Below are 15,584 nucleotides of genomic sequence, written 5' to 3'. Positions count from 1 at the left end.
GCGGCGTTTACCTCAGCGCACCAGCGGCGCGCAAGGCCGCTGCTTTGTCAGCATTGTACCACCAGAAATCGAGATAGCCCAAGGCATAGGCAGGCTGGTTTTCGGGGTGTTCATACTGGTCATAATACGCCGTCCAAAAGCTGTCATTGTACCATGTCGGGATCATGAAGAACTCATAGCGCAAGGCACGGTCCAGCGCGATCAGGCTGGCGTCTTCCTCTTCCTTAGTTTGCGCCGCCAGGGACACCTCGATAATCGCGTCGATCATCGGGCTGGCCACACCTGCGGGGTTAAACACCGAATAGCTGGACGCCTCTGATCCGAAAAACTGGGCCAAGCCTGTGCCGGTGCCCAAAAACGTCGGATATTGATCGTAAATCAGATCGTAATCGCGATCCCGTTGGCGAGCCGTAAATTGCGAACTGTCGACTCTCTCAAGCACCGCATCGATGCCCATGTTCTGCAAATTCGACATAAAGTTTTCGACAATCGCCGACAGCGTGGGCGACCCGGCAGAATCCATCAAAAAGTTCAGGCGCAGCGGTTGCCCGCTTGCGTCATAGCGTTTGCCGTCTGTCCCCACGGCCCATCCGGCATCATCCAGCAGCTTCATCGCGCGGCGCAGATTGCGGCGATCCAGCAGGCGGGACCCGTCCGAGCTATGCGGCATAACCGCATCTTCGGTCAGCATCTCAGGGGGCACCACATCGCCAAGCTGTTCAAGCAAGGCAAGCTCCATGCCCTGCGGCTTGCCGGTGGCCATCAAAGGCGTGTCTTGGATGAAAGACGCGCGTGGTTTGAACAGCCCAAATTGCAGCGATTCATTTGTCCATTCAAAGTTATAGCCCAAGGCAATCGCCTGACGGACGCGTTTGTCCTTCAGCACATCGCGGCCAAGGTTGAAAACAATCCCCGCGGGTGTGGGCGGGGCACCATCGGGGATTTCCTCTTTGACCACCTGACCGGCGGCAACTTTTGGGAAATCATAGGCCGACGCCCATTTCTTTGAACTGCCCTCGGCGCGGAAGGTGTATTCGCCTGCTTTAAACGCCTCGAACGCGGAATTTTCATCACCGAAATATTCGACACGAATCGTATCAAAGTTATTGCGGCCCACGTTGAACGGCAGGTCAGCGCCCCAGTAATCGGGGTTGCGTTTATAGACGATGCGACGGTTCACATCGACCGTTTCGACCGTATAGGGGCCAGACCCCGGCGACGTCATCAGCCGGGATTCGTCCAGCCGCGCGCCGGTTTCATCAAACCACTTCTTGGACCACGCGGGCACACCGCCCACTTGGCTGATCAGGCTGCGGCGCGAAATACCGGGGGTAAAGTGAAATTTAACCGTGTAATCGTCCAGCGCTTCGACCTTGGGGATACGTTTGCGCACCGCATCCCCATAGGATTTCAGGCCTTGATCCAACAGCAGGTTATGGCTGAACACGATGTCATGCGCGGTGACCGGATCGCCCGTCGAAAACCTGGCATCCTTGCGCATGTGAAAGATCACCCAGTCTTTGGTTTCGGGGTACTCAAGGCTCTCGCACAGCAGGCAATAGCTTTCGCCGTAAACATCCGCCGGGGCTTGCTCCCCGCCCGTCCCTTCGCCCAGCAGGCTTTCGTACATAATGCTGCTTAACGCGCCCCCGCGACCTTTGCGCGAATAGGGGTTCATCGAATCGAACGTCCCAAGGGTCGAGATCGCAATCTCGCCGCCCTTGGGGGCATCGGGGTTCACATAGTCGAAATGCGGGTAATCGGCGGGATATTTCAGATCACCGTAAAATGAATACCCGTGGCTGCGGATAATCTTGCCCTCTTGGGCATAGGCCGCGACGCCCACCAACATAATCCCCAACGCCAGCAACATCATCCAAACCGGCTGAGATGTCATAGTGCGTGCGCGTATTGCAGCGCGGGCATGGGTGCGGGGCATCAAGATGTTCCTTTGCAAAATGTCGTATCGGCAGGGCCGTCCTAGCGCTTAAGCTAACGGCCCAAAGCGCCCGAATACAAGTTGCGAATATGTTATCTCACTGAAATGCGACCGCAAAACGCAAAAGGCCGCCCACGGGTGGGGCGGCCCTTCGTAAAATCAGATCGACAGATCAGTCGTCGAGGCTGTCGAGATACGCGATGACGTTCGCACGATCTTCGATTTTGCCAAGACCCGCGAAACCCATGGTGGTGCCGGGCGCGAATGCGGATGGCTTGGTCAGGAATGCGTTCAGGTTTTCCGGTGTCCAAACATCAGCTGCTTGTTCAAGGTTGCCGGAATATGCGGTAAAGCCATCGGCGCTGTCCACGGGGCGGCCAACGACGCCGTACAGATACGGGCCAACTGCGTTTTCGCCTTTTTCAACTTTGTGACAAGCACCGCATTTGCGGAAAACTTTGGCACCGGCGCTGGCATCGGCAGACGCCAACACAGCCGAGAAATCAACTTCTTCAGCGGGTTCATCGCCACCAGCCGACGCGACTTCGACAACATATCCCGCGTCACCGTGCACTTCGTTGTGGTAAACTACTTCGCTGGCGAACTTGCCAAGCAAAAGAACAAGCCAAGCCCCAAACAAGCCGGCAGCTACTTTAGTGATCGTCATTGTATCGAACATGCGTGAAGGTCCATCGTTGGTATTCGGGCATAGGGTTGTCCGCGTATCTATTGCTTTCCCTTCGTCGGGGCAAGGTGTAGTTACCCCTACGAAGCGCTGACAATAGTAAAGGTCTGATAAAGGATGCCCGAAATGAGCCAAAAAAACTCTCCTCGCATCGCTTTTCAGGGTGCATTGGGCGCTTACAGCCACGAGGCATGCCTCCAAGCACGCCCCGATATGATTCCCGTCCCCTGCCTGACATTCGAGGATGTGTTCCTTGCCGTCAGCGAAGGCCGCGCCGATCTTGCCATGCTTCCGGTTGAGAATACGACCTATGGCCGCGTCGCCGATATCCATCGTTTACTGCCCAAAAGCGGCCTGCACATCATCGCCGAGGCCTTTGTCCGGGTGCGTATCTGCCTGATGGCCAAACCCGGCGTGCCACTAGAAGATATCAAACTTGCCCGCGCCCATATGGTGCTGATCCCGCAGGCACGCAGCTGGCTTGATGCCCATGAGATCGCGTCTGAGGCGGCAAAAGACAGCGCCGGTGCCGCAGAAGAGCTGGCCGCGTCAAATGACCGCAACACCGGCGTGCTGGCCAGCGAAGTTGCCGCCGATATTCACGGGCTAAATGTGCTGGCGCGCGACATCGAAGACCTTGATCACAACACCACGCGGTTCTTGTTGATGGCCCCCGATATCGACATGACCCGCCGCGCAGAAAAAATGCTGACAACTTTCGTGTTTGAAGTCCGCAACATCCCCGCAGCCCTGTACAAGGCGATGGGTGGTTTCGCGACAAACGGCATCAACATGACCAAGCTGGAAAGCTATATGGTCGGCGGTTCGTTCACCGCGACCCAGTTCTATTCCGATATCGAAGGGCACCCCGACGATCCCGCCGTGCAACGCGCGCTCGAGGAATTAGGCTATTTCACCAATATGCTGGAAATTCTGGGCGTCTATCCGGCCGACCCTGACCGGCAAAGCTGATCTTGGCGCAGCGATAAATGCAGTTCAGCAGACCTTACTTGGCCTGCTGATACCGCTCTTCCATGTCTTTGGCATATTCGGCAACGCGCCGTTTGAATTTCTTGGTCAACGATGTTTTGGCCAGCTTCAAAGACTGCACCAACAAACGCGCCGATAGGGTTTTCGGTTTGATCTCAAGGCTGGCCGCGACCCGCGTGCGGCTGCGTGACAAGGCCAGCAATTCAAAGGACACGGTGCCAAGCAACCCCGGCGACATCGATTCAAGGCAAATCTCGGTCGGCTGATCAAAGGTCACCATTTCAACCTCGATCTCGCGGCGCTTGCCCCGCATGTCAAAGGCCGCTTCCCATTTCATGCCGGTGCCCGGCTCGGTCTTTGTATCGACCCGCCGCACCTCTGCCCCGCGCCGCATGGCCGCGCGTTCAAAGTTGTCGAACTCGCACAGCATCTCGAACACCGCATCAATAGGTGCGTCGATATCCTCTTTCGTCGAAAATTTCATAATACCGTCCAATTAACCTAAAGAAATGCCATCTCAATCAATCATATCAATCCAGTGTATCCGCAAGCCAGTTTTCCAGCAAGAAATGCGCAATCGCGCCTTTGCGTGCGGGTAGGATGGTGGTGTGCTGGCCCGCAAACACGTCCAGCATTTCCTCGCGCGTGACCCAAACCGCGTCTTCGATTTCTTTGGGATCAATGGTGATTTCGCTGCTGGTTGCAACGCCTGCGCAGCCAAACATCAGTGACGCTGGAAACGGCCACGGTTGGCTCGCCAGATAGCTGACCTCGCCCACGCGCACGCCTGATTCCTCGAACACTTCGCGGCGCACCGCGGCCTCAAGCGTTTCGCCCGGTTCAACAAATCCCGCCAACAGCGAATACATCCCCGCAGGCCACCCCGGTGACCGCCCCATAAGAACCGAATTCCCATGGGTAATCAGCATAATAACCACCGGATCAGTGCGCGGAAAATGCGACGCGCGACAGGCCGGACAATTGCGCTGCCAGCCTGCGTCATTGATCACGGTTTCAAAGCCGCAGCGGGCGCAAAACCCGTGGATGTCATGCCAGGCCAAAATCGCTTTGCCGGTCGCGGCCAGTTCGGCATCGCGCGGGTCCAGCCATGTCATCACACGGCGCAATTCGACAAAGACATAGTCCTGCGGCAACATCGGGTGGCGCTGTTCGCTGGGGTCCAGAAACTGCCCCAACTGACGCGGGTCAACGTCGTCGGGCATCCACTGCGGCAGGTCATAGGCAAACCGTGCTGCACCATCTTCTCGGCCCAGCAGAATTGGTGTACCACTGGCATCGTCAAGCGCCGGATGATCAAGCGGCAAACGCACAAGGGACGCAGGACGTGTGGGATCGATCAGAACCTTACCCCGCCAAAACAATATCGCACGGGCGGCATCATCGGCCTTTGCCGCCGCAACGGCCTCTTTATCGCCGCGCAGTTCCCCTGCACGGTCAAGCGACGATCCCCCGAATGTTACTGTTTCAGCGTGCTTCATATCGTCCCTCAAATCTGGTTTGCCCACTTGGTAGCCAGCATAAGACCCAAAGCCAAGCCCGCCGAGATTTCCCGCACGAGGCGCTTTCAATCGATACGAGAGTGAAATACAATACATCCACCTTAGCGAGAATACAGAAGTCCGGAGCCAGGCCTTTGACCATCGACACCGCCCGACAGCACAGGCCACCTTATGCCATCAACCGCTAGGGTCGTCCCCTCATGACGCGCATCACCGCAAAGCTGCGGATACTTGCAACGACCGATTTACACATGAACCTCACGGGGTTCGACTATGCGTTCGACGCGCCAAGCAGCACCGCCGGTCTGGCCGGACTGGCCACCATGGTCGCCGCCGCCCGCGACGAAGCCCGATCACAAGGGCGGGCGACGGTCTTGCTGGACAATGGTGATTTCTTGCAAGGCACCGCTTTGGCCGATTGGCAAAGCACCTCTGGCACCGCGTCCACGCACCCCATCATCCGCGCCTTTAACACGATGGGATATGACGCCATCGGGCTGGGCAATCACGATCTGGACTATGGTGCCCGCTACCTGGCCGATGTGATTGGTCAGCTGGATGCGCCGGTGATTTCGACCAATCTTTCCGGCGGTGCCATTGCGGGCGTGCGCCCTCATGCCGTGCTGAAAACCGGCACCGATACATCGCAAGGGGCTGCGCCGCTGACCCTCGGCATTCTGTCGGCCCTGCCCCAAGAAACCGCCATTTGGAACGCATCGCAACTGCCAACCGGTGCGCGTATCCAAGACCCGCTTGTGTCACTGGCCACCGCCGCCAAGAAGCTGCGAAAGGACGGCGCCGGGCTGGTCATCGCCCTTGCCCATATGGGCATTAGCCCGTCCGATGGGCAAAAAATCACCGGCAATTCAGGGGCCGCCGCATTGGCGCAAGTACCCGATATTGATGTGGTCATCGCGGGGCACACGCATCAGCGATACCCTTTGGCCCCCGTCACCTGTACCGGCCCCGTCACCGCATCGCCCATCGTGATGCCGGGCAACGGGGCGTCTGATCTGGGGGTGATCGACCTTGATCTGGTGCAAACATCCGGCGGCTGGCATATCGAAAAATACACCAGCAGGCTGTGGCCCAACGCGGGTACGCTGAAACCCGACCCCGCAATCATCGACCGAACCATCCCGGCCCATCAGGCCACACGCGCCTATCTTGCCGAACCGGTCGCCGAGATCGGCTGTGATCTGCACAGCTATTTCGGGATGGTGCGCCCCACCGATACGCTGGCCCTCGCAGCACGGTCCAAGGCGATCGAGGTCAAGCAAGGATTGGCCGGCAGCGGCTATGATCACCTGCCCATATTGGCAACCGCCACCACCCGCACTGTGGGCGAGAAAAGCGGCCCGACGAACTATATCCACATACCGCAAGGGCCGGTTCTACGGCGGCATCTGGCGAATTTTGCCCCTGCCACCAACCGGATTTGCGCGCTACGGATAACCGGCGCGATGCTGCGCGACTGGCTGGAACATTCGGCACGGGTGTACAACCAGCTCAGCCCCGACACGCCCGACCAGCAGCTGCGGGACGAACGCAACCCCAGTTTTATCTTTGATACGATTTACGGGCTGGATTATATCATTGATCCATCGCGCCCCGTTGGCGAACGGATCACATCACTGATGCACGCGGGCGCGGCGGTCACAGCCGACCAACAGTTCATCATCGCGACAAACCATTTCCGCGCGGCGGGCGGTGGCGGATATACCGACCTGAACCTGCCCGCCCCCCTGTTCCAAAGCGATCTGACACCGGTACAAGCGATTGTGCAGGCCCTGCAAAGTGACGGTTTCACCGACTGGATGCATATCACCCCATGGCAGTTGAACTGTGGCGGAACGTTCAAGGCCGTGTTCGAATCCAGCCCCAATGCCGCGCGATGTTTTTCGCAGATCGGCGCGCTGTGCCCCGAAATACTGGGCCACACGGAAACCGGATTTGACCGCATCCAGATCACCTTGTGAACCTTGCACTTTGAAAAACGCTATACTATATGACCCTTGAGAGGTTGGTGCGGGCAGGTGCCTCGCCAACCCGGTCAGATCCGGAAGGAAGCAGCCGTAACGAGCCCCACTTGGGTCGTTATCAGCCTCTCACCTAAGCGTATTTTGCAAAGCAAAATGCGCGTCACCCCGGCAGGGTCATCCAAAGGATGGCACGAGAGGGGTAGCCCAAATCCCCAAAAACACCCGCCGCTAAAATGCTTCTGCCCTTTGAAACATCGGCATTCCAGCACGCCTGCATGCAGCAGCCAAGTTACCCATGGGTAACTTAACCACCTGTTTATAAACGTAAATTTTACCTTACACGACCGAACGCAGCGCGTGCCTTACAGCCGTTCGGCCGCAAAGGTATCACATTGGCCAACCTGACCGCTGTCATAGCCGCGCTGGAACCAGCCTGCCCTTTGTGCGGATGTACCGTGGGTAAAGGTATGCGGCTGGGGTGCGCGACCGGCCTGTTTTTGCAGGTAGTCATCGCCGATTTTACGCGCCGCATTCAACGCCTCGTCCAGATCGCCACGCTCCATCAGCCCTTTGACGTTTTGCGCCCAAATGCCGGACAGACAATCGGCCATCAGCTCCAACCGGACGGTTAATGCGTTCGCCTCTGCCTTGGAGGATTGCCGGCGCAAAGCATCTACCTTGGGCAAGATACCCAGCTGGTTTTGCACGTGATGGGCAACCTCGTGGGCAATCACATAGGCCGCGGCGAAATCACCGCCCGCGCCCATGCGCTGCGAGAGCATGTTGAAAAAATCCGTATCCAGATAGGCCTTTTGATCGGCGGGGCAGTAAAATGGCCCCGACGCGCCCGATGCACCGCCGCAAGCGCTTTGCGTTACGCTTGAGAACACCACCAGCTTTGGCGGCACATAGTCACGGCCCAATTGTTCGGGGAATATCTTGCCCCAGACATCTTCGGTTGTGGCCAGAACCTGCGCCGAAAACTGCGTGGCTTGGGCATCTGCCTGACTGACAGGCGCGCTTTGCTGGGGTTGGCTGCCGCCAGCACCGATCAAGGGTGACACATCAATGCCGGTGAAATAGCCGATGGCCAGAACGGCCAACACGCCGACCAGCCCCAGACCCCCCGCGCGCCCGCCACTGCCACGGCGGCCGCCGCGTACTTCAACATTCTTGCTTCGCCGTATCCCTCGCAGCCGCATCGCGTGCCCCCAGTTGTAAGATTTGATGTGTTTTATCGGTGTGGTTCGGATATGTTTACACTCTAGGCGGTATCGCATTCAACGCTTAACGCGGGGCCGCGCATTCCCCGGCCCAACAACGGTGGACGCTGCCCCGCCCCCGCCCTATCTTATGGTGCAACCCGAATCCCCGAAGGACCGTCATGTCAGACACCACCGCCTACCGCGTTCTTGCCCGCAAATACCGGCCCGAGACCTTTACCGATCTGGTCGGCCAAGACGCCATGGTACGGACCCTGAAAAATGCGTTCGAGGCCGACCGCATTGCGCAGGCGTTTATCATGACCGGGATCAGGGGCACCGGCAAAACCACCACCGCACGGATCATCGCCAAGGGGATGAACTGCATCGGGCCGGATGGGAATGGTGGCCCCACGACCGAACCTTGTGGCGAATGCGAACATTGCGTGGCCATCATGGAAGGCCGCCATGTCGATGTGATGGAAATGGATGCGGCATCCAACACCGGTGTCGGCAACATCCGCGAGATTATTGATTCTGTGCATTACCGCGCGGCCTCGGCCCGGTACAAAGTGTACATCATCGATGAGGTGCACATGCTGTCGACAGGCGCGTTCAACGCCCTGCTGAAAACGCTTGAGGAACCGCCCGAACACGTCAAATTTATCTTTGCGACCACGGAAATCCGCAAGGTGCCGGTCACGGTGCTGTCGCGCTGTCAGCGGTTTGATTTGCGCCGGATCGAACCCGAGGTGATGATCGCGTTGATGCGCAAAATCGCGGCGGCCGAAGGGGCCGGGATTGCCGATGATGCGCTGGCGCTGATCACCCGTGCCGCCGAAGGGTCGGCGCGCGATGCAACATCCCTGCTGGATCAGGCGATCAGCCATGGCGCGGGCGAAACCACCGCCGTGCAAGTGCGCGCGATGCTGGGCTTGGCCGACCGTGGCAGGGTGCTTGATCTGTTCGACATGATCCTGCGCGGCGATGCGGCGGGTGCGCTCAATGAACTCAGCAGTCAGTATTCAGACGGGGCCGACCCGATGGCCGTGCTGCGCGATCTGGCCGAGATTACCCATTGGGTGTCAGTCGTAAAAATCACGCCTGATGCTGCCGAAGATCCGACCGTATCACCCGAAGAACGCAGCCGCGGCCTGACCATGGCCGAAACCCTGCCGATGCGGGTGTTGACGCGGTTGTGGCAAATGCTGCTCAAGGCGCTGGACGAGGTTGCAAGCGCGCCCAACGCGATGATGGCCGCCGAAATGGCGATCATCCGCTTGACCCATGTGGCCGACCTGCCCAGCCCCGAGGAACTGGTGCGCAAGCTTGGCAATGCCACGCCGCCCCCTGCGGCCCCGACCCCCGCGCCAAACGGTGGCGGTGGTGGCGGCACGACGTCGGCGATGGGTGGGCAGCACGTTCAATCAGGCGGTGCCTCCGGTGTTACCATGACGGCGACCGCCCCTGCGATTGACCAAGCGCTCGCGCGGTTTCCCAGCTTTGAACATGTGGTCGAACTGATCCGCACCAACCGCGACGTCAAGCTGCTGGTCGAGGTGGAAAACACCCTGCGGCTGGCCGCCTATCAACCCGGGCGCATCGAATTCACCCCCACCGATGACGCGCCGCGCGATCTGGCGCAACGGCTTGGCACGCGGCTGCAACAATGGACGGGCAACCGCTGGGCGGTGATCATCGTTGGCGGCAGTGACGCAGAAACCATCGCCGAAATTCGCGATGCCAAGGAAAATGCCCTGAAATCCCAGGCCGAAAACCACCCGTTGATGCAGGCCGTGATGGCAACCTTTCCGGGGGCTAAAATCCTGTCGATCCGCACCCCAGAAGACATCGCCGCCGCCGCCGTGTCCGAGGCCCTGCCAGAGGTCGAAGACGAATGGGACCCGTTCGAGGACGACTAGCGCGCTGGGGGGGGTGCCCCCTTGTCCGGCAGCATCACAATCCGCATATAGATCAAGACACGAAATTCAGGAGACAACACAATGTTAAAAGGTTTGGGTGCCATGGGTGACATGGCCAAAATGATGAAAGCCGCGCAGGAAATGCAGGGCAAGATGGCGCAGATGCAAGAAGACATGCACAGCATCATCGTCGAAGGTGAATCCGGTGCCGGCCTTGTCAAAGCGACCTGCACCGCCAAGGGCGAGCTGAAATCGCTTGATATTGATCCGTCGATTTTCAATGGCGACGAAAAAGAAGTCGTCGAAGACCTGATCCTTGCCGCGATCAAAGACGCGCAATCCAAAGCCACCGATCGCGCCCAGTCCGAGATGAGCAAGCTGACCGAAGGCATGGGCCTGCCCGCCGACATGAAACTGCCCTTTTGATCTTTCCAAATGGATCTAAATCCTCGCCGAAGGCATAAAATCTCTTTTTAACCCCGCAGCGAGGTCCGCACCCTTGAGCAGCACACGCGATATCGACGCCCTGATTGATCTGATGTCGAGGCTTCCAGGCCTTGGCCCCAGATCGGCGCGGCGTGCGGTGCTGCATCTGATCCGCAAACGCGCGCTGCTGCTCACGCCATTGGCCGATATGATGCAGACGGTGGCGGCCACGGCGCGGGAATGCCTGAACTGCGGCAATGTCGGCACCAGCGATGTCTGCGACATCTGCACATCGGAAAAACGCGCCAATGGCGAGATTTGCGTTGTCGAAGACGTGGCGGACCTGTGGGCGATGGAACGGTCTGGCGTTTTCAAAGGGCGCTATCACGTCTTGGGCGGCACGCTGTCCGCGTTGGACGCCATCGGCCCGCAGGAATTGCGCATTCCGCGTCTGATTGATCGGGTCGCAAGCGAAAACATCAGCGAAGTCATTCTGGCGCTGAACGCCACAATCGACGGGCAAACCACCGCGCATTATATCGCCGATCAGTTGGACGGTCAGGTGCGTTTGACGTCACTGGCGCAAGGTGTGCCGATTGGTGGTGAGCTGGATTATCTCGACGATGGTACGATCACTGCGGCGATGCGGGCGCGCAAATCAATCTGATTTCCGACGCAGCTTGGCCAAGGCGATCAGCGCGGCGTCACGCTCTGCTTCCAATTTGGCAATGCTGCGGCCTGCCGCCTCTGCCGTAACGCCCGCCACCAGTTTTTCGCGCACGTCCGGGGTCAGGCTGGGATTGCCCAAACTCGCCCAACGTTTTTCCTGACTGGCCCCAAGGTGGTCCAGATATCCGGCCATGCCGCCCGCGCCGCCGCCCAGATGATAGGCCATATGCGCGCCCAGCACGGACCAGCGCAGGCCGGGGCCGTTCACCAAGGCTTTGTCCACTGCTTCGACATCAGCAATCCCTTCGGCAACGATATGCACGGCCTCGCGCCACAGGGCGGATGCAAGCCGGTTGGCGATGTGACCCACGGCCTCTTTCTTGAGCCTGACAGGGGCGGAGCCGATGCCGCTGTAAAATGCCTCGGCCCATGTGACGACAGCATCATCGGTGCCAAAGATTTCGACCAAGGGCACCAGATGCGGCGGGTTGAACGGGTGCGCGGTGATCAGGCGGTTTGGGTGCTTCATGCCAACGGATAGATGCGACCACGGATGCGCGGAGGTGCTGGAGGCGATGATAACGCCGTCTGCAACAAGTGCTTCGATCTGCGCATAAAGGTCTTGTTTCAGTGGTACGTTTTCCGGGGCGTTTTCCTGCACCAAGCGCACATCTTTGAGCGCATCGCCCAAATCAGCACCCAGATGCAGCTCCCCTAGGGTGGTCGGCCCGCCGATCTCTTCCAGCTGTGCCAGTGGACCTGCCACCCGATCCTGAAATCCGCCCAACGTCTGCGGATCAGGATCCCATGCGCGCACATCATGGCCCGCGCGCAGGAACAACGCCGCCCAGCTGGCCCCGATCAGACCGCAGCCCACCACCGCGACAGAGATTTTATCGGCCATCAAAGCGTTCCTTTGTCCAAGCGGCGGCGGGCCACAGGGTTAAACGGTTTCGTCCAGTTCCAGCACCGTCTCGACCCCGTTTTCGAGGACGTAGACACAGCCCTGACGGTTTGTCAGTTGCCCCAATTCGGCCCGGTTCAGCCCGCATAATTCGCCGCGCAGCAATTGACCACTAAGACCATGAGCCACAATCACCGTTGGCCGGGTCAGAGACGCCACAAAATCCCGCACGCGGGCTTGGAATGTGTCAAAGCCCTCGCCGCCCGGGGCGGCTGAATAAAACTCCATATGGGGGCTATCGGGCGTGATACCGTCGGGCAGGTTTTTGTAGATATCGGCGCGCAAATGGCCTTCCCACTCGCCGGCGAACACCTCTTTCAGGCGATCATCGGTTTCATAGCTGCGCCCGCCCAATGCGATGTCGGCTGTCTGGCGCGTGCGTTTCAGGGGCGAAACAAAGCACGGCAAATCAGCCTTAAGAATGGGGGCCATCAACCGCGCCTGTTGTTCGGCATGACGCAGGCCGCGCGGGGACAGGACGGATTCGGTTTGGCCCTGCACGCGCCCTTCGGCGTTCCATTCGGTTTCGCCGTGCCGCATGAACCAAACTTTGGGATAGGATTTCATCGCTTCGAGCCTTTTTGAAACTGCTGTTTGCGCGCACCTTGGCCGATGGCAGGACAAAGGCCAACCCTATGATTTCGCCGCAAGATGCGTTCTGGCGGCGTGATGCGGGCTGGCACGGGCGATGCGAAACCCGCTGTCGTTCTTGCAAAATGACGATATATCTTGCGCAGATGAGGTGGATATTTCTGCTTTAGTGTACTATCGCATACCAAACTTCCTGAAAGGCTTGAAACCATGGCTGATACGAACACACCTGACATCATTTACACCAAGGTAGACGAGGCACCAGAACTGGCGTCTTATTCCCTGCTGCCGATCATTCGCAGCTTTGCCGATGCGGCAGGCGTGTCTGTTGGCACCCGCGACATTTCGCTGGCCGGTCGTATTCTGGCGGCCTTTCCTGACGCGCTGACCGCCGATCAAAAGCAATCGGATGATCTGGCCGCGATGGGTGATCTGGTGAAAACGCCTGATGCCAATGTGATCAAGCTGCCCAACATTTCCGCGTCGGTCCCGCAACTGGTTGCGGCCGTTAAGGAACTGCAATCCCAAGGGTACGCCCTGCCCGATTACCCCGAGGCCCCCAGCACCGACGCCGAGAAAAAAGCCCGCGCCGCCTATGACGCGATCAAAGGCTCGGCTGTGAACCCGGTTCTGCGCGAAGGCAACTCTGACCGTCGTGCGGCGATTGCAGTCAAGAAATACGCGATGGCCAACCCGCATTCGATGGGGACATGGTCCAAGGACAGCAAGACCAAGGTTTCCGCGATGTCGGGCGGTGATTTCTTCTCGAACGAGAAATCCCTGACGTTGAGCGACGCCCAAGCCGGTGCAGCTAGAATCGTGCATGTGGCGGCTGACGGGTCCGAGACCGTTTTGAAAGACGGCGTGACATTCCCTGCGGGCACGGTTGTGGACACAACATTCATGTCTGCCAAGGCGCTGGACAAGTTCCTGGCCGAGCAGATCGAAGAGACCAAGAAAGACGGCACGCTGTTTTCGTTGCACATGAAAGCGACGATGATGAAGGTGTCGGACCCGATCATTTTCGGCCACGCGGTGCGCGCCTATCTGCAGCCGGTGTTCGATAAATATGATGCAGAGCTGAAAGCCGCGGGCGTGAACCCGAACGCAGGTATCGGTGACATGATGGCCCGTATCGAGGGCAACGCCGAGATTGTTGCCGCGGTTGAGGCTGCCATGGCGGAACGTCCGCCGATGTATATGGTTAACTCGGACAAGGGCATCACCAACCTGCATGTCCCGTCCGACGTGATCATCGATGCGTCCATGCCCGCGCTGATCCGCGCTGGGGGCAAGGGCTGGGGCCCGGACAACAAGGAACACGACACCAACTGTGTGATTCCTGACAATTCCTATGCCCCCGTCTATGACGAAAGCATCAAGTATTTCAAAGAAACCGGCGCGCTGGATCCGACGACCTCGGGCACCGTGCAGAACATCGGTTTAATGGCCCAAAAGGCCGAGGAATACGGCTCGCACCCCACCACGTTTGAAATTCCTGCCAATGGCACCGTGAAAATGATCGCGGCGAATGGCGATGTGATTTCCGAACATAGCGTTGAGGCGAATGACATCTGGCGCGCCGCATCGGCCCGCAAGGCCCCCATCGAAGACTGGGTGCAACTGGCCATCGACCGTCAAAAAGCCGAAGGTTGCGAGGCGATTTTCTGGCTCGACGAAAACCGCGCCCATGACGCCGAACTGATCGCTTACGTAAAGCCGATCCTTGAGGCGAAAGGCGTGGCTGACAAGTTCCAGATCATGTCCCCTGCCAAGGCCACGCGCCAAACGCTTGAGACGATCCGCACTGGCGCGAACTCCATCGCGATCACCGGCAACGTGCTACGCGACTATCTGACCGACCTGTTCCCAATTTTGGAACTGGGCACCTCGGCCAAGATGCTGTCGATTGTGAAGCTGATGCAGGGCGGCGGGTTGTTTGAAACCGGTGCTGGCGGGTCCGCCCCCAAGCACGTTCAACAGCTGGTCGAAGAAAACCACCTGCGCTGGGATTCACTGGGTGAATTCTGCGCCTTGGGTGAAAGCCTCAAGTTCCTCGCCGATCAAAAGAACAACGAAAAGGCGCGGATTTTGGGCAAGGCGGTTGATGATGCCACGCAAGGTATCCTCGACAACAACAAATCGCCATCGCGCAAAGTGGGCCAGCCCGACAACCGCGCGAGCCACTATTATTTCGCGATGTATTGGGCACAGGCCTTGGCCGCACAGACCGGTGACGCCGATCTGGCTGCGCATTTTGCCCCCATCGCGGAAAAGCTGGCCGCGAACGAGGACAAGATCATGGCCGAACTGGCCGAGGTCCAAGGCAAAGCAGTTGATCTGGGTGGGTACTTCCACTCTGACCCGGCCAAGACCGAAGCGGTCATGCGCCCCTCGGCCACGCTGAACGCCATTATCGGCTAAACGATCTGAACCCCGTCCCTTATCACAGGGGACGGGGTTTTTCTTTGCCCGCCAAGGGCAATATTGCGCCCAAACGCATGATCTGCACCCACGACGTGCCGCATGGGTTTGCCAGTGCCCCCGTATCCTGATTAAACAACAATTAGCCCTGCACGGACGGGGACGCTATAATGTTGACGGCAGAAACGGGGCTATCCATGACGAAACGCGCGCTAATCACCGGGATTACAGGCCAGGACGGGTCTTACCTTGCGGAATTCCTGCTGGAAA

Annotated in this window: 14 protein-coding genes and 1 other RNA gene; 8 read left to right on the top strand and 7 right to left on the bottom strand. The window is 58.8% G+C overall.

Features of this window, described 5'->3' with window-relative positions; translation table 11 throughout:
• Window positions 1-7: 7 nt before the first annotated feature.
• Both WNY39_RS15475 and WNY39_RS15470 read right to left on the bottom strand, forming a co-directional pair.
• Window positions 8-1,939 carry an extracellular solute-binding protein gene (locus WNY39_RS15475; protein ID WP_342846955.1) on the bottom strand — a complete coding sequence of 644 codons (1,932 nt, stop codon included), beginning with the start codon at window positions 1,937-1,939 and terminating at the stop codon, window positions 8-10.
• Between the two features lie 172 nt (window positions 1,940-2,111).
• The gene (locus WNY39_RS15470; protein WP_342846953.1) at window positions 2,112-2,618 is read right to left on the bottom strand and encodes a cytochrome c family protein; all 507 of its coding nucleotides are present in this window, start codon (window positions 2,616-2,618) and stop codon (window positions 2,112-2,114) included.
• Between the two features lie 132 nt (window positions 2,619-2,750).
• On the opposite strand from WNY39_RS15470, the gene WNY39_RS15465 reads away from it, so the two are divergent.
• The gene (locus WNY39_RS15465) at window positions 2,751-3,596 is read left to right on the top strand and encodes a prephenate dehydratase (protein ID WP_342846951.1); all 846 of its coding nucleotides are present in this window, start codon (window positions 2,751-2,753) and stop codon (window positions 3,594-3,596) included.
• Window positions 3,597-3,630: 34 nt separating this feature from the next.
• Here the strand turns inward: WNY39_RS15465 and WNY39_RS15460 are convergent, their stop codons facing one another.
• Both WNY39_RS15460 and nudC read right to left on the bottom strand, forming a co-directional pair.
• Window positions 3,631-4,098, bottom strand: a complete 468-nt coding sequence (locus tag WNY39_RS15460; protein WP_342846949.1) for an SRPBCC family protein — start codon at window positions 4,096-4,098, stop codon at window positions 3,631-3,633.
• 46 nt (window positions 4,099-4,144) lie between these two features.
• Window positions 4,145-5,113: an NAD(+) diphosphatase gene (gene nudC, locus WNY39_RS15455; RefSeq protein WP_342846947.1), complete on the bottom strand. Its 969-nt coding sequence runs from the start codon at window positions 5,111-5,113 to the stop codon at window positions 4,145-4,147.
• Between the two features lie 221 nt (window positions 5,114-5,334).
• Here nudC and WNY39_RS15450 point away from each other — a divergent pair, with 221 nt between their 5' ends.
• Together WNY39_RS15450 and ffs are read left to right on the top strand one after the other, a co-directional pair.
• Window positions 5,335-7,113 carry a 5'-nucleotidase C-terminal domain-containing protein gene (locus WNY39_RS15450; RefSeq protein ID WP_342846945.1) on the top strand — a complete coding sequence of 593 codons (1,779 nt, stop codon included), beginning with the start codon at window positions 5,335-5,337 and terminating at the stop codon, window positions 7,111-7,113.
• Between the two features lie 37 nt (window positions 7,114-7,150).
• An RNA gene (gene ffs, locus WNY39_RS15445) (signal recognition particle sRNA small type) lies at window positions 7,151-7,248 on the top strand.
• Between the two features lie 230 nt (window positions 7,249-7,478).
• Here ffs and WNY39_RS15440 read toward each other — a convergent pair.
• The gene (locus WNY39_RS15440; RefSeq protein ID WP_342846943.1) at window positions 7,479-8,318 is read right to left on the bottom strand and encodes a neutral zinc metallopeptidase; all 840 of its coding nucleotides are present in this window, start codon (window positions 8,316-8,318) and stop codon (window positions 7,479-7,481) included.
• 182 nt (window positions 8,319-8,500) lie between these two features.
• Here WNY39_RS15440 and WNY39_RS15435 point away from each other — a divergent pair, with 182 nt between their 5' ends.
• The 3 genes from WNY39_RS15435 to recR all read left to right on the top strand — a co-directional run bounded on the left by WNY39_RS15435 (window position 8,501) and on the right by recR (window position 11,333).
• Window positions 8,501-10,240, top strand: a complete 1,740-nt coding sequence (locus WNY39_RS15435) for a DNA polymerase III subunit gamma/tau (protein ID WP_342846941.1) — start codon at window positions 8,501-8,503, stop codon at window positions 10,238-10,240.
• Window positions 10,241-10,321: 81 nt separating this feature from the next.
• Complete coding sequence (locus WNY39_RS15430; RefSeq protein WP_093917510.1) at window positions 10,322-10,666, top strand: YbaB/EbfC family nucleoid-associated protein; 345 nt, start codon at window positions 10,322-10,324, stop codon at window positions 10,664-10,666.
• 73 nt (window positions 10,667-10,739) lie between these two features.
• Window positions 10,740-11,333 (top strand): recombination mediator RecR, encoded by a 594-nt coding sequence (gene recR, locus WNY39_RS15425; RefSeq protein ID WP_341233707.1) that lies wholly within the window; start codon window positions 10,740-10,742, stop codon window positions 11,331-11,333.
• On the opposite strand, the gene WNY39_RS15420 is transcribed toward recR, so the two are convergent.
• Window positions 11,325-12,239 (bottom strand): 3-hydroxyacyl-CoA dehydrogenase NAD-binding domain-containing protein, encoded by a 915-nt coding sequence (locus WNY39_RS15420; RefSeq protein WP_342846939.1) that lies wholly within the window; start codon window positions 12,237-12,239, stop codon window positions 11,325-11,327. The genes recR and WNY39_RS15420 overlap by 9 nt on opposite strands.
• A gap of 39 nt (window positions 12,240-12,278) precedes the next feature.
• Window positions 12,279-12,866, bottom strand: a complete 588-nt coding sequence (locus tag WNY39_RS15415) for a histidine phosphatase family protein (protein WP_342846937.1) — start codon at window positions 12,864-12,866, stop codon at window positions 12,279-12,281.
• A 234-nt stretch (window positions 12,867-13,100) separates the two neighbouring features.
• Between WNY39_RS15415 and WNY39_RS15410 the strand changes: the two genes are divergently transcribed.
• Window positions 13,101-15,314, top strand: a complete 2,214-nt coding sequence (locus tag WNY39_RS15410; protein WP_342846935.1) for an NADP-dependent isocitrate dehydrogenase — start codon at window positions 13,101-13,103, stop codon at window positions 15,312-15,314.
• Window positions 15,315-15,511: 197 nt separating this feature from the next.
• Window positions 15,512-15,584 (top strand): GDP-mannose 4,6-dehydratase (locus tag WNY39_RS15405; RefSeq protein ID WP_342847126.1); only part of this gene is annotated, 73 nt, incomplete at its 3' end.

Source organism: Sulfitobacter sp. AS59 (assembly GCF_038899995.1).
In the GTDB taxonomy this organism is placed as follows: Bacteria; Pseudomonadota; Alphaproteobacteria; order Rhodobacterales; family Rhodobacteraceae; genus Sulfitobacter.
The sequence above is the reverse complement of the archived record's forward strand: the minus strand, read 5'-3'. Positions and strand labels throughout refer to the sequence as shown.

What these genes read in the sequence shown, in the direction of transcription:
- nudC (WP_342846947.1), bottom strand. Translation starts at nt 5,113, where the DNA reads ATGAAGCACGCTGAAACAGTAACATTCGGGGGATCGTCGCTTGACCGT.
- WNY39_RS15460 (WP_342846949.1), bottom strand. Translation starts at nt 4,098, where the DNA reads ATGAAATTTTCGACGAAAGAGGATATCGACGCACCTATTGATGCGGTG.
- WNY39_RS15465 (WP_342846951.1), top strand. Translation starts at nt 2,751, where the DNA reads ATGAGCCAAAAAAACTCTCCTCGCATCGCTTTTCAGGGTGCATTGGGC.
- WNY39_RS15440 (WP_342846943.1), bottom strand. Translation starts at nt 8,318, where the DNA reads ATGCGGCTGCGAGGGATACGGCGAAGCAAGAATGTTGAAGTACGCGGC.
- WNY39_RS15420 (WP_342846939.1), bottom strand. Translation starts at nt 12,239, where the DNA reads ATGGCCGATAAAATCTCTGTCGCGGTGGTGGGCTGCGGTCTGATCGGG.
- WNY39_RS15435 (WP_342846941.1), top strand. Translation starts at nt 8,501, where the DNA reads ATGTCAGACACCACCGCCTACCGCGTTCTTGCCCGCAAATACCGGCCC.
- WNY39_RS15475 (WP_342846955.1), bottom strand. Translation starts at nt 1,939, where the DNA reads ATGCCCCGCACCCATGCCCGCGCTGCAATACGCGCACGCACTATGACA.
- WNY39_RS15410 (WP_342846935.1), top strand. Translation starts at nt 13,101, where the DNA reads ATGGCTGATACGAACACACCTGACATCATTTACACCAAGGTAGACGAG.
- WNY39_RS15430 (WP_093917510.1), top strand. Translation starts at nt 10,322, where the DNA reads ATGTTAAAAGGTTTGGGTGCCATGGGTGACATGGCCAAAATGATGAAA.
- WNY39_RS15415 (WP_342846937.1), bottom strand. Translation starts at nt 12,866, where the DNA reads ATGAAATCCTATCCCAAAGTTTGGTTCATGCGGCACGGCGAAACCGAA.
- WNY39_RS15450 (WP_342846945.1), top strand. Translation starts at nt 5,335, where the DNA reads ATGACGCGCATCACCGCAAAGCTGCGGATACTTGCAACGACCGATTTA.
- WNY39_RS15470 (WP_342846953.1), bottom strand. Translation starts at nt 2,618, where the DNA reads ATGTTCGATACAATGACGATCACTAAAGTAGCTGCCGGCTTGTTTGGG.